This is a genomic window from Meiothermus sp. CFH 77666, from assembly GCF_017497985.1.
Classification (GTDB): Bacteria; Deinococcota; Deinococci; order Deinococcales; family Thermaceae; genus Meiothermus.
The window spans coordinates 50,888-63,760 of record NZ_JAGDFV010000015.1 but is presented as its reverse complement, the minus strand read 5'-3'; the positions used below and the strand labels follow the sequence as shown (position 1 = coordinate 63,760).

Below are 12,873 nucleotides of genomic sequence, written 5' to 3'. Positions count from 1 at the left end.
TCGAGCTCCTTCAGAACTTGAGGTCGAGCTCCTGCACGATCTGCTGCATGGCCCGGGTGCGCTCCTGCAGGAAGGCCAGGCTGGTCTTGCGGTCGAGGTGGTTGATGACCAGATTGGCGTTGTTCATGAAGCGCACGAACTCGGGATCCTGCACCGCTTTGGCAAAGGCTTTGTCGAGGATGTCCACCACCGAGGGCAGGGTGTACTTGGGGGCGGCGGCCATCAGGAAGGAGGCAAAGGTCCAGTCCACGCCCACTTCCTTGAGGGTGGGCACCTCCGGGAAGCTGGGGAAGCGCTTATCGGTCATGAAGGCCAAGAAGCGGGCCTCGCCGGACTTCACCAGAGCGCTGGCCTCGCCGATGGCGGTGAAGGCCACGTTCACACCCCCTGCAATGAGCTCTTGCAGGGCGGCAGCGGCCCCCTGCGAAGGCACCCAGGGCAGGGCGTTTTCCTTGGCCCCGATGGTTTTGAGGAAGCCCAGCCGGGCAAAGTCGTAGGAGCCCCACTTGGCGGTGCCGGAGGCTTTGTACTTACCAGGGTTCTGCTTGATGTCAGCAATCAGCTCCTGCACCGTGCGCCAGGGGGCGTCTTTGCGCACCGTAATGGCCACCGGGTTCAGCACCAGCAGCGAGATGGGGGTGAACTGGTCGGCGTCAATCTTGGTCTGGGCCACCCAGGGGGGCAGGATGACCTCGAGGGTGATGATGCCAATAGTGTAGCCGTCCGGGCGCCCCTGGGCGATGGCCCCGTGCCCCACCGCGCCGCCCCCGCCGGTGCGGTTGACCACCTGGAAGGGCACGTTCAGGGTTTTTTCCAGAATGGGGGCCAGCGCCCGCGCGGTCAGGTCGGTCGAGCCGCCCGCCGACCAGGGCACAACCAGCGTGACGGGGCGTGCCGGATAGCGCTGGGCCAGACCCGGACCGCTCAAAGCCAGTGCCAAAGCCAACACAAACATCCACCAGCGTTTCATGTGCTTCCTCCCTCTAGACCTTCGGTTATGCAAGGTTTGTTTTTTTTTTCACCGAAGTGGGGTTACTATAACCGAGGTCTCAGTAAAATGCAACTGGCATCTCAGTAAGATTTGAGTTAGACTTTGATCGAGGCGCTCCCATGACCCTGATGCCCGAACTCGAGTCCCTTCCACTGCGCGAGCAGGCCTACTGGCGCATCAAGCAGCTTATACTGGATGAGGAAGCACCGGCCAACAGCTTTCTTTCCGAACGGGGGTTGGCCGAGCGGCTGGGAATGAGCAAAACCCCGGTGCGCCTGGCCATCGCCCGCCTCGAGCACGAGGGTTACGTGCGGGTCTCGCCCCAGCAGGGCATCGTGGTGCTGGCCCTGAGCTTCGAGGAGATTCTCGATTATATCGACTTCCGCCTGGCTTTAGAGAGCTTTGTGGTGCGGAATCTGGCTGCTTCGCCGGGCCCCGAGCGAACCGAGGCTCTCAAGGCCCAGCTCGCCGAGCAAGCCCGGGTGGTGCACGACCCCAGCAGCAGCCGCCAGGCCCTGGTGCGGGCGGATATGGCCTTTCACAAGTTTCTGGCTAATTTGCTGGGCAACCGTCCTATTTTGCAGGCTTTAGAGCGCCAGCAAGAGATGCTCTATCGCATCGCCATGCGCATCTTCCAGAGGTATCCCGATCGCCGCGAGCAGAGCTTTGCCGAGCACCGGGCGCTTTGCCGTCTGCTTGCCGAGGGGCGGCAGGCCGAGGCGGTGGCCCTGATCGAGCAGCACATTGTGCGCATCAAGTCCCTTCTGGTGGGCTCGTAGCCTCGGTGGGCGCTGGTGTGGGGGAGAAGGCAGGGGTTTGTTGTGTGCGCTCTACGCACAATGTTCACAAAGCGAACAAACTGTGCTATACTCCCCTCCAACCATGAAGGCCGCAACCCTACTCGAGTCCGACCCCTCCTCCGGCGAAGCGGAAGGCTTTTTTGTGGAGGCCCTGGCGAGGGGGCTATCGGTCATCCGCTGCTTCGACCAGGCCCACGAGCGCCTCACCATCAGCGAAGTAGCCCGCCTCACCGGCCTCACGCGCGCCACCGCCCGGCGGTCTCTTTTGACCCTCTCGGCCCTAGGCTACATGGCCACCGACGGCAAGCAGTTCTGGCTGACCCCCAAAATCCTGAGCCTGGGCCACGCCTACCTGTCCTCTACCCCCCTGCCCCGCCTTTTACAGCCGGTGCTGGAGGAGGTGAGCGGCCAGCTCCACGAGTCCTGCTCGGCCAGCATCCTGGACGGGGAGGAGATTGTCTACATCGCCCGCGCGGCCACCCGGCGGGTGATCTCGGTGGGCCTGGGGGTGGGCAGCCGTCTTCCGGCCTACTGTACCTCGATGGGGCGGGTGCTGCTGGCGGCCCTGGCGCCTGGGGCCCTCGAGGCCTACCTTGCCCGCGCCCGTCTGGAGCCCCTTACCCCCTACACCCTGACCGACCCCACCCGGCTGTGGCAGGAACTGGCCAAGGTGCGGGCCCAGGGGTACGCGCTGGTAGACCAAGAGCTGGAGCTGGGCCTTCGCTCGCTGGCGGTGCCGGTGCAAAACGCCCGCGGCCAGGTGCTCGCGGCCATGAACATCGGGGTGCAGGCCGGTCGGGTGAGCCGGGAGGAGCTTCTGGGCATGTTGCCGGTACTGCGCCAGGCGGCGGCCTCGCTGGTGCCTTTGCTGGGGGTGTAAAGGGATATGACGCGCATTGCCAAGGTCAACGGGCTCGTTTTGCACTACCGGCTCGAGGGCCAGGGGCCTCCGGTGGTCTTCATCAACTCGCTGGGCAGCGACCTGCGCATCTGGGACGCCCAGGCCGAGGGGCTGGCCCCCGATTTCCAGGTGCTGCGCTACGACAAACGCGGCCATGGTCTTTCGGAGGCCCCGCCACCCCCCTACACCCTGGCCGATCACACCCGGGATCTGAAGGCCCTGCTGGACTGTCTGGGCCTCGAGCGGGCCAGCCTGGTGGGCGTCTCGGTGGGGGGGATGATCGCCCTGGACTTTGCCCGCACCCACCCCGAGCGCACCCGGGCGCTGGTCTTGATGGACACCGGGGCCCGCATCGGCAGTGTGGAGAGCTGGAACGAGCGTATAAAGGCCATACAGGAGACCTCCCTGGCCGAGGTGGCCCGGGGGGTGGTTGCCCGCTGGTTCACCCCGCAGTTCTTCAAGGAGCGGCCTGCCGAGGCCCAGGGGTACTACCAGATGCTCGCCCGCACCCCGGTTGAGGGGTACATCGGTACCTGCACAGCCCTGCGGGACGCCGACCTGCGCGGGCAGCTAAGCGGGGTGAAGGCTCCGGCGCTGGTGCTCTGCGGAGCCCAGGATTCTTCCACCCCGCCCACGCTTTCCGAGGCTTTAGCCCAGGAGCTGAAAGCCCCCCTGCGGCTCATCGAGGAGGCTGCCCACCTGCCCTGTATCGAGCAACCGCGGGCGGTGCTCAGCGAGATTCGCGCCTTTTTGGAGGTCTACGGTGGACGATAGCTTTGAACGCGGGCTCGAGATTCGGCGGGCAGTGCTGGGAGCCGATTACGTGGCCCAGGCCCAGGCCCGCACCTCCCCCTTTGACGCCGATTTTCAACGCTTCATCACCGAGTACGCCTGGGGGCAGGTCTGGGGCCGGGAGGGCCTGGAGCGCAAAACCCGGCACCTGCTCACCCTGGCCCTGCTGGCCGCCCTGGGACACGAACACGAGCTGGCCCTGCACCTGCGGGCCACCGCCCACACCGGGGTGAGCCAAGCGGAGGTGTGCGAGGTGTTGATGCAGGTCGCGGTCTACGCCGGGGTACCGGCAGCCAACCGGGCCTTTGCCATCGCCAAGGAGGTCTTCGAGGAGGAAGTATGAGCCATAGCGAGAACCCCAGCCGTGTGCTGGACTGGAGCGTCCAGCCCCCCTACCTCTACAGCCCCTACGTGGCCACCGTGCGCCGGGCCCCCCACCACCCCCTGGTGCCTTTGCCGGCCTCGCTGCTGGAACGCACCGGCCCCGTCTACGGTGAAGGGGATATCGGCCCTCTGGACCACGACCTGACCCAAAACGCTGCCAAGAACGGTGAGCCTTTAGGGGAGCGCATTATCGTGACGGGCCGGGTGCTCGACGAGAGCGGCCGGGGTGTACCGGGGGTTCTGATCGAGATCTGGCAGGCCAACGCTGCCGGGCGCTACGTTCACAAGAACGACCAGCACGACGCCCCCCTCGACCCCAACTTCATGGGAGCCGGCCGCACCCTGACCGACGACCAGGGTTATTACCGCTTCGTCAGCATCAAGCCGGGGGCCTACCCCTGGCGCAACCACCACAACGCCTGGCGGCCCGCACACATTCACTTTTCCCTTATTGGCCGCAACTTCAGTGAGCGGCTGGTGACCCAGATGTACTTTCCCGGCGACCCTTTGCTCAAGTACGACCCCATCTACCAGGGCATCCCCAACATCAAGGCCCGCGAGCGCCTGATCGCCGCTTTTGACCTCGAGACCACCCGTCCCGAGTGGGCCCTGGGCTACCGCTTCGATGTTGTGCTGGCCGGGTACGACCGTACCTACTTCGAGGAGGAGCCCTGATGCGCCCCCAGTCGCCCAGTCAGACCGTGGGGCCCTTCTTCGCCTTTGGCCTGGTGCGCGAAGGGGGGAATGTCCTGGTGAACGAGCAAACCAAAGGCGAGCACATCCTCCTGCGGGGCCAGGTTCTGGACGGCGACGGCGTGCCGGTAGACGATGCGCTGGTAGAGATCTGGCAGGCCGACGCCCAGGGGCGCTTCCGCCACCCGGCCGACCCCAACTACGCCCTGGCCGACCCTCACTTCCGCGGCTTTGGACGTTCGGGCACTGCCGGGGGTGGTTTTTGGTTCCGCACCGTCAAGCCCGGCCCGGTGCCGCCCAGCCCGGTGCCCTGCATCGCGGTGCGGGTTTTTGCCCGGGGGCTGCTTGTTCACGCGGTGAGCCGGATCTACTTCTCCGACCACGACAACGCCCAAGACCCCCTCTTTGCGAGCCTCGAGCCCGCACGCCGTCAGACCCTGGTGGCGGAGCGCCAGGTCACGCCGGCCGGGGTGGTCTACCGCTGGGACATCCGGCTGCAAGGCGAGCAGGAAACGATTTTCTTTGACCTTTAGCCATGCCCTATCTGCCCCAGGAAAGCAAGATTTTTGGCCGGATCTTCGCCGATCCGGCGATGGCCCTGATTTTCTCCGATGAAGAAGGGCTCAGGGCCATGCTCGAGGTCGAGCGGGCCCTGGCCCAAGCCCAGGCCGAGGTGGGGCTGATCCCGGCGGAGGCGGCGGAGGCCATCGGCGGGGCCATTGTGGGTTTTGCGCCCGACTGGGAGGCGCTGGCCCAGGCCACCGAGCGCGACGGCGTGCCGGTGGCCGGGCTGGTTGAGCAGCTTCGCAGAGCCTTGGGCGAGCCCTACGGGCGCTACCTGCACTACGGGGCCACCACCCAGGACATTCTGGACACCGCCCTGGTGCTCCGCCTGCGCGAGGCGCTGGTTCATTTAGAGAGGGGGCTGCACCAGACCTTGAAGAACCTCGCCCTGCTGGCCCGTAAGCACCTGAAGACCCCCATGGCCGGGCGCACCCACGCTCAGCAGGCTTTGCCCATCTCCTTTGGCTTCAAGGTGGCGGGCTGGATGGCCCCTTTGCTGCGCCAACTAGAGCGCCTGGAGGAGTTGCGGCCTCGGCTTTTACTGGTGCAGCTCGGGGGTGCGGTAGGCACCCTGGCCGCCATGGGGGAGGCCGGGCCCGACGTGCAGGTGGCCCTGGCGCGGCGGCTGGGCCTGGGAGCGCCCCCCATGCCCTGGCACACCGCGCGGGACAACCTGGCCGAGCTGGCGGGCTGGCTTTCTATGCTCACCGGGGCGCTGGGCAAGATGGCCCAGGACATTCTCCTTCTGGCTCAGAGCGAGGTGGCCGAGGTGCGCGAGAGTGCCGATCCGGCGCGGGGCGGTTCTTCCACCCTGCCGCAGAAAGGGAACCCGGTGCAAAGCGAGGTGATCGTGGCCTCGGCGCGGGCCAACGCGGCGCTTCTGGCGGCCCTGCACCAGGCCCTGATCGCCGAGCACGAGCGAGCCACCCATGGGATGCAGCTCGAGTGGCTCAGCCTGCCCCAGATGTTCGCCCACGCTGCTACCGCCCTCAAAGAGGCGCGGGCCTTGAGCGAGAGTCTGGTGGTGGACGCGGCCCGCATGCAGGCCAACCTGCGGGCCTCCAGGGGCCTGATGCTGGCCGAGGCCTTGCAGTTTGCCCTGGCCCCCCATCTGGGAATGGAAGCGGCCAAGGCTCTTCTGAAGGAGGCCGCCAGGGAGGCCCTGGCCAGCGGGGCGCACCTGCTCGAGGTGGTGCGCCGTAAGGTAGAGATCCCTCTGGCCTGGGATTCTTTTCGGGAAGAAAACTACCTGGGCTCGAGCCAGCGCTTTGCTGAAGGGGTGCTGGCCTGGGCCGAGATGCAACTCAGGGAGGAAGCTTGAAGAAGGTTCCGCAGATTACCCCCGAAGAGGCCGCCGCTTTGGTCAAGGACGGCGACGTGCTCCTGGTGGGCGGCTTTGGTATGACCGGCAACCCGGTGCACCTTTTGCACGCCCTGGCCGAGCGGCCGGTCAAAAACCTCACCTACGTAGGCAACAACGTGGGCGAGCCGGGCCTGGGTGGGGGCAGGCTGTTGCGCAACGGCCAGATCAAAAAGGCCATCGGCTCTTACTTCACCTCCAACCCCGAGGCGGTGCAGGCCGCTTTGCAGGGCCGGATCGAGGTAGAGCTGCTACCCCAGGGCTCTTTGGCTGAGGCCCTGCGGGCCGGGGGAGCTGGCCTGGGCGGCTTCTATACCCCTACCGCCGCGGGCACCCTGCTGGCCAAGGGCCGGGAGACCCGGGTTATCGGTGGGCGGGAGTACGTCCTGGTGGAGCCCATCCGGGGCAACGTGGCCTTTATCCGGGCCTGGAAGGCCGATACCGCCGGGAATTTGGTCTACCGCATGACCGAGCAGAACTTCAACAAGGCCATGGCCACCGCCGCCGACCTGGTGGTGGCCGAGGTGGAGCAGATCGTGCCGGTAGGGGCGCTCGAGCCCAACCAGATCCACACCCCCGGCTGCTACGTGGACTACCTGGTGGAGGCCAGGATGACCCCGGAGTTCTTGGGCTCCTCGGCCTCGGTGGAGGGCGGCAAAAAGGCCGATCCCAGGCGGCTGGCGATGGCGCGCCGGGCTCTACAGGAGCTGAAGCCGGGTGACGTGGTCAATCTGGGCATCGGCATTCCTACCCTGGTGGCCGACCTGATCACCCCCGAGATGGGAATCATCCTGCACACCGAGAACGGGATGCTGGGGGTGGGCCCGGCCCCCGAGGAGGGGGGGGCCATGGACTACCCGGTCAACGCGGGCAAGATTCCCGTTACCGCCCTGCCCGGGGCCAGTTACTTCGACAGCGCCGACTCCTTCGCTATGATCCGCGGGGGGCATGTGGACGTGGCCATCATGGGCGGCCTCCAGGTGGACGAAGAGGCCAATCTGGCCAACTGGGCCGTGCCCGGCAAGCCCCTTCTGGGGGTGGGGGGGGCCATGGATCTGGCCAGTGGGGCCCGGCGGCTCATCATCACCATGACCCACACCAACCCCGACGGCTCGCCCAAGATTGTACCCCGCTGCGACCTGCCCCTGACCGCCCAGGGGGCGGTGGATCTGGTCATCACCGAGCTGGCGGTCTTCGGTTATCCCGGGGGCCGGCTCACCCTGCTGGAATTGATGCCGGGGGCCACCCTGGAAGAGGTGCGGGCCAGAACCCAGGCCCGGTTTGCGGAAGCCCTGCGGGGCTGAGGCATCCACAACCTCCACCGGGGCAAGGGGAAGGGCCTGGAGCGGTAACAGGCCTGGCCGTGTTTTTTGCCATTGTGGGGGTGCTGGGTTATCGCCTGGCCATCAGCAAAACACCCCGAAGCATTGCCCAGTCGCCAGAGCAGCGCATCCTGGCCCTGGCCAAACAGCTCCAGGGTCGGGTGACCCTGGCCGAAGTGGTGTTGCACTGCCAGCTCGAGGTCGAGCGGGGCCGCAGTTTGCTGAAAGAGATGGTACGCAAGGGGCTGGCCGAGCTCCACCTGAGCGATCAGGGCGACGAGGTGTTCATGTTTGGCGGATTTGCCCCCGAGACCAAGGAAACCGCCAAAGACCCGCTGGATTGAGGAACAACCAGGCCGGTGGCTGATAGCCGAAAGCCCAGGGCTGAAGGCCAAAAGCCTATACGGATCACACTTCAGGTTGACAACGGGACTGGCCTCCATCACCAAGGGCCGGTTTATTTGCCCTTGCAAAAATCTGATGTTTGTATTATGTAATATACATAATCACTGAACCACCTCAGTGAGCACATCCCCTGCACCCCGGAGGTTTCTATGGGCATCCGCTACCTGTTCCTGGACATGAATTCCTACTTTGCCTCGGTGGAGCAACAGCTCAGGCCCGAGCTGCGCGGCAAGCCGGTAGCGGTGGCGCCCATGCTGGCCGAGACCACCTGCTGCATTGCCGCGAGCTACGAGGCCAAGCGCTACGGCATCAAGACCGGGACGCTGGTACAGGATGCCCGGCTTCTGTGCCCTGGGCTCGAGGTGGTCGAGGCCCGCCCCAAGGAGTACATCCGCATCCATCACCAGATTCTGCGGGCGGTAGACACGGTCTTGCCCGTGGAGGCCGTGCTCTCGATTGACGAGCTGGTCTGCAAGCTGATGGGCCGGGAACAGGAGCCCGCCGAGGCCCTGCGACTGGGGGAGCAGGTCAAACAGGCCATCTACCGGCACGTGGGGGAGCAGCTTCGCTGTTCGGTGGGCCTGGGGCCCAATCGGTTTTTGGCCAAGGTGGCCGCCGAGATGCACAAACCCGATGGTCTTACCCTGTTGCGGCTAGCCGACCTGCCCCATCGGCTCTACCCCCTGGCGCTGCGCGACCTGCCCGGCATTGGCCCCTGTATGGAGCAGCGCCTGTTCAAACACGGCGTAACCACAGTGGAGCAGCTCTACCAGCTTTCCGTGTTGCAACTCTCGCAGGTCTGGGGCAGCCGGGTACATGGCTTTGCCTGGTGGCATCGCCTGCGGGGGGCCGACCTGCCCGAAGCCCCCACCAGGCGGCGTAGCCTGAGCCATTCCCACGTGCTGCCACCGGTGTTTCGCAGCGAGGCCGGGGCTCGAGCCGTACTGTCCAGGCTGGTGCACCGGGCCTCGGCCCGCCTGCGCCACGAAGGCTACTGGGCCGGTTCCGTAGCCCTGTTCGTGCGCCTTCTGGACGGCAGCGAAAAGCGCAAATGGGACAGCTTTATGCGCATCCAGCCCAGCCAGGACACCCTGACCCTTCTGCGCGTGACCTTGCGGCTCTGGGAGCAAAAGCCGGAGGGCACCCCCTTCAAGGTGGGCATTGCCCTGGGCAGCCTGATCCCCGAGCAGGAGCTGGGCTGGCCCCTCTTTGAGTCCGAGCAGAAGCTGGTGCGGCTGGCCCAGGCCATGGATCAGGCCAACGGCAAGTACGGCCCCCAGGCCCTCTACTTTTTGGGCATGCACCGCACCGAGCAAAGTGCCGTCACCCGCATCGCCTTCAACCGCATCCCCGATCTGGATCTGCCGGATATTTAGAGCAAGTGCAGCAATGTTCATACCGACATTCTCGCTCCTCGAAGAGGCGCTCGGCTCTGGCTTTGCGCTTTAGGCTATGGGCCTTAAGCTAGAACCCGTGAGTGCCCTTTACCGCCAGGCCCGCCCCACCACCTTCGACGAGATGGTGGGCCAGGAGCACGTCAAAGAAGTGCTGCTGAACGCCCTGCGTTCAGGAAGGCTGGCCCAGGCCTACCTCTTTTCCGGGCCGCGGGGGGTGGGCAAAACCAGCAGTGCCCGCCTGATTGCCCAGGCCGTGAACTGTAGCCAGAACCCCAAGCCCTGTGGGGTCTGCGAGGGCTGCCGCCTGGTACGGGAGGGGCGGCACCCGGATGTGCTGGAAATTGACGCTGCTTCGAATAACTCGGTGGAGGACGTGCGCGACCTGCGCGAGCGGATTCTGCTGGCCCCCATCATGGGTCAAAACAAGGTGGTCATCCTCGACGAGGCCCACATGATGTCCAAAAGCGCCTTCAACGCGCTTTTGAAGACGCTCGAGGAGCCCCCTCCGCACGTGGTTTTCATCTTTGCCACCACCGAGCCCGAGCGAATGCCCCCCACCATCCTCTCGCGCACCCAGCACTTCCGCTTCCGGCGCCTTTCCGAGGCCGAGATTGTCGAGAAGTTGCAGCGCATCCTAGCCGGTCTGGGCCGCGAGGCGGAGCAAGAGGCCCTGCAACTGGTAGCACGGCTGGCCGACGGGGCCATGCGCGATGCCGAGAGCCTGCTGGACAGGCTCCTGACCCTCGAGGGCCCCCTCACCCTCCAGCAAACCGAAGACGCCCTGGGCCTGCCCCCCCAGGAGGCTTTGTTTGCGGTGGCCGAGGCGCTGGACAAAGGGCAGATTCGGCAGGCTTTGGAACAGGCCCAGCACCTTTACACCCAGGGGTTTGCGGCGCGTACCCTGGCCCAGGGGCTCCTGGAAGCGCTGCGAGCCGGACTGTACGGGCGTATGGGGTTGGGCACCGGCCCCCACCTGAACCAGCCCGAGGAGCGCATAGTGGCCGCCATGACCGCCCTGGACGAAGCCCTCGAGCGCCTCCTCAAGCGCTCCGATGCCCTGTCGCTGGAGCTGGCCCTCCTGAGCGCCTACCAGGCCCTCCACGCAGCCCCAGTGGCCTCTGCCGCACCTGCTGCAACCCCGGCCATTCCCGACTTTGACCCCAGGCCCAAAAAGGTAGAGGGTCGAGGGCCGAGGGTCGAGGGTCAGGAAAGGAGTTCCATACCCCCTAGCGCCCCTGTATCGAGTGTGGCCGACCTGGCCTCGGAGTGGCGGCGGGTCATGAACGCGCTCAAGATGACCATACGGGGCTTTGTACGCGAGGCCGAACCCCGCTTTGAAGAGGATCGGCTGGTATTGCTTTTCCCCGAGCGGGCCAGCTTCCACCACCAGGGGGCGCAAAAGCACCTCGAGGACATCCAGAAGGCCGTGCGGGAAGTGCTGGGCCTCCAGCAGGTCGAACTGCGGCTGGGTGGGAAAAAAAAACTAGCGGATGAGCCTTCGGCCCGTCCCTTCTCGCCTCCAGGCAAGCCCATCTCTCCAGCGGCCGCCAGCATAGCGCCCGCTGTACCCCCAGCCGAGCCTACCCCTGCGGCTCCAGAACACCCACAGCCACTACCCCCTGAAACCCTTCCGATACCCTCTCCAAGCAGCGCTGCCCCTGCCGACACGCCCTGGGAAGAACCCGATCCATCGCTGCTGCACCCCCCGGTGGCCGGGCCGCCCGAACCCGAGCCCTGGAACCCCGAAGCCTCGCTTTTGGACGAAACCCCGCCCGAGGAGAACGAAGCCAGGCCCGCCAACGAGGCCAGCCTGCTGGAAGACCCACGTTTTCAAAAACTGGTACAGCTATTTGGCGGAAGGCTGCGCAAGTTTTACCCGGATGCCCCGCGCGAAGCCGCCCTCGAGGCGCCGTCTGCCGACGCCGAGGGGGAGCTGGACTGACGTTTTGGGCTGAAGTTGTGAAAGAGGGGGCTCGAGGCCACCCTTCTTCTCACACTCAGAGAATACTGGTATAGACTTGGCCCTATGAACACCACCGATCTCAACGGGGAAACCCTGGACAGCATCCTCAAGCGCCTGCGCCGCATCGAAGGGCAGGTGCGGGGTTTGCAGAAAATGGTGGAGGAGGGCCGCCCCTGCGAGGAAGTGCTCACCCAGATGACCGCCACCAAGAAAGCCATGGAGTCCGCCTCTACTCTGATCCTTCAGGAATTCTTGACCCTCTGCGCTACCGATATCGCCAAAGGCGACAGCCAAAAACCCGCCCAAATTGCAGCGATGCTGCGCAAGTTTGCCGGATAAAACGATTGGTCTGGCAACAAAGTAACCAGCAAGTCTCAAATGAGCCCGAGCTCCTCGCTTGATTACTAGCGGTCATTCCGAGGCGCACGCAGTGCAACGAGGAATCACGTACAGCACAGAAATGGTGAATACAGGGGACTGAAGCGCATCGGATTCCTCACTTCGCTTCGCTCCGTTCGGAATGACAAAAAATAAACTTACCAGACCACTATCGCTTGAACAGGATGGAATCGGCAATCTCCAAACAGGCCTTTTCGACTTTCTGGGTCAGCAATGCACGCTCGGCCTGGGAAGCCACCACCCGGTCAATGGCATTTCGCCAGACCTGATCGCGCCAGCTCGCAATCAGGCGCGAAATCAACCATTCGTCCAGCGAACCCATCAGCTTGTCTACCAGATCCATCTCGGGGTCGTAGCGCTCGATCACCTGATCCTGCACGCTATCCATGGTTCGGGCAATAATTACGTTCACCTTGCAATGATCGGCATAGCGCACCTCGCGCTGCTGGGGGCTCAGGGCCTCCCATTCGTCTTGCAGCACGTCGCTCACGGCCAGCACCAAATCGTAGTTGATGTGGGCATTAACCCCCAACAACAGGTTTTGTAGGGCTTTCAGCCGGGGGCTCTTGCAGCAGTCGTGGGCAATCTGCCATACGGGCGGGGCTGTGGCCGGGTCTTGCTCGTAGGCTTCCAGCGCCACAAAGTAGTAGTCGGCAAAGTGGTGCAGAAGATTATTCACCCATACCGGATCCTGAAATTCGCCCCTGGCAACTGCGGTTAGCATGTTCTCGGTCATCATCGAATAACAGCGCAGAAACACCGCCCGGCGGTCACCAGCTTCTTCCCACCGGCGAAGGTGGGCTTGCATGCGTTGGATGATGGGCGCAGAGGACATGGGTTTACTCATCTTATGCCAACTCTGCGCGTGAGCGGCGCTAAACGCGCCCCTCACTTGCCGCGCC

14 protein-coding genes are annotated in these 12,873 nt (G+C 64.9%); 12 read left to right on the top strand and 2 right to left on the bottom strand.

What is annotated here, in order from left to right; all coding sequences use genetic code 11:
- Positions 1-10: 10 nt before the first annotated feature.
- Positions 11-970: a tripartite tricarboxylate transporter substrate binding protein gene (locus tag J3L12_RS09375; protein WP_208014791.1), complete on the bottom strand. Its 960-nt coding sequence runs from the start codon at positions 968-970 to the stop codon at positions 11-13.
- A gap of 140 nt (positions 971-1,110) precedes the next feature.
- On the opposite strand from J3L12_RS09375, the gene J3L12_RS09370 reads away from it, so the two are divergent.
- The 12 genes from J3L12_RS09370 (at position 1,111) to J3L12_RS09315 (ending at position 11,911) form a co-directional block, all read left to right on the top strand.
- A complete protein-coding gene (locus J3L12_RS09370; protein WP_208014790.1) occupies positions 1,111-1,770 on the top strand; it encodes a GntR family transcriptional regulator in 660 nt (219 codons plus the stop codon).
- A 103-nt stretch (positions 1,771-1,873) separates the two neighbouring features.
- Entirely contained in the window at positions 1,874-2,671 is a 798-nt protein-coding gene (locus J3L12_RS09365) for an IclR family transcriptional regulator C-terminal domain-containing protein (RefSeq protein ID WP_208014789.1), read from the top strand.
- Between the two features lie 6 nt (positions 2,672-2,677).
- A complete protein-coding gene (pcaD, locus tag J3L12_RS09360; protein WP_208014788.1) occupies positions 2,678-3,466 on the top strand; it encodes a 3-oxoadipate enol-lactonase in 789 nt (262 codons plus the stop codon).
- A complete protein-coding gene (gene pcaC / locus J3L12_RS09355) occupies positions 3,456-3,827 on the top strand; it encodes a 4-carboxymuconolactone decarboxylase (RefSeq protein ID WP_208014787.1) in 372 nt (123 codons plus the stop codon). Before pcaD ends, pcaC begins: the two co-directional genes overlap by 11 nt.
- Positions 3,824-4,543, top strand: a complete 720-nt coding sequence (pcaH, locus tag J3L12_RS09350; RefSeq protein ID WP_208014786.1) for a protocatechuate 3,4-dioxygenase subunit beta — start codon at positions 3,824-3,826, stop codon at positions 4,541-4,543. The genes pcaC and pcaH overlap by 4 nt, the downstream gene beginning before the upstream one ends.
- Positions 4,543-5,094, top strand: a complete 552-nt coding sequence (gene pcaG, locus J3L12_RS09345) for a protocatechuate 3,4-dioxygenase subunit alpha (protein WP_208014785.1) — start codon at positions 4,543-4,545, stop codon at positions 5,092-5,094. The genes pcaH and pcaG overlap by 1 nt, the downstream gene beginning before the upstream one ends.
- A gap of 2 nt (positions 5,095-5,096) precedes the next feature.
- A complete protein-coding gene (pcaB, locus tag J3L12_RS09340) occupies positions 5,097-6,446 on the top strand; it encodes a 3-carboxy-cis,cis-muconate cycloisomerase (protein WP_208014784.1) in 1,350 nt (449 codons plus the stop codon).
- On the top strand, positions 6,443-7,789 hold the full coding sequence (locus J3L12_RS09335; protein ID WP_208014783.1) for a 3-oxoacid CoA-transferase: 1,347 nt from the start codon (positions 6,443-6,445) through the stop codon (positions 7,787-7,789). Before pcaB ends, J3L12_RS09335 begins: the two co-directional genes overlap by 4 nt.
- Before the next feature lie 59 nt (positions 7,790-7,848).
- Positions 7,849-8,151: a hypothetical protein gene (locus tag J3L12_RS09330; protein ID WP_243455100.1), complete on the top strand. Its 303-nt coding sequence runs from the start codon at positions 7,849-7,851 to the stop codon at positions 8,149-8,151.
- 210 nt (positions 8,152-8,361) lie between these two features.
- The gene (locus tag J3L12_RS09325; RefSeq protein WP_208014782.1) at positions 8,362-9,588 is read left to right on the top strand and encodes a DNA polymerase; all 1,227 of its coding nucleotides are present in this window, start codon (positions 8,362-8,364) and stop codon (positions 9,586-9,588) included.
- Between the two features lie 97 nt (positions 9,589-9,685).
- On the top strand, positions 9,686-11,551 hold the full coding sequence (gene dnaX, locus J3L12_RS09320) for a DNA polymerase III subunit gamma/tau (RefSeq protein ID WP_208014781.1): 1,866 nt from the start codon (positions 9,686-9,688) through the stop codon (positions 11,549-11,551).
- A gap of 84 nt (positions 11,552-11,635) precedes the next feature.
- Positions 11,636-11,911, top strand: coding sequence for a metal-sensitive transcriptional regulator (locus J3L12_RS09315; protein WP_208014780.1), 276 nt, complete (start codon positions 11,636-11,638; stop codon positions 11,909-11,911).
- Between the two features lie 208 nt (positions 11,912-12,119).
- On the opposite strand, the gene J3L12_RS09310 is transcribed toward J3L12_RS09315, so the two are convergent.
- Positions 12,120-12,818, bottom strand: a complete 699-nt coding sequence (locus J3L12_RS09310; protein ID WP_208014779.1) for a DUF5995 family protein — start codon at positions 12,816-12,818, stop codon at positions 12,120-12,122.
- Positions 12,819-12,873 lie beyond the last annotated feature (55 nt).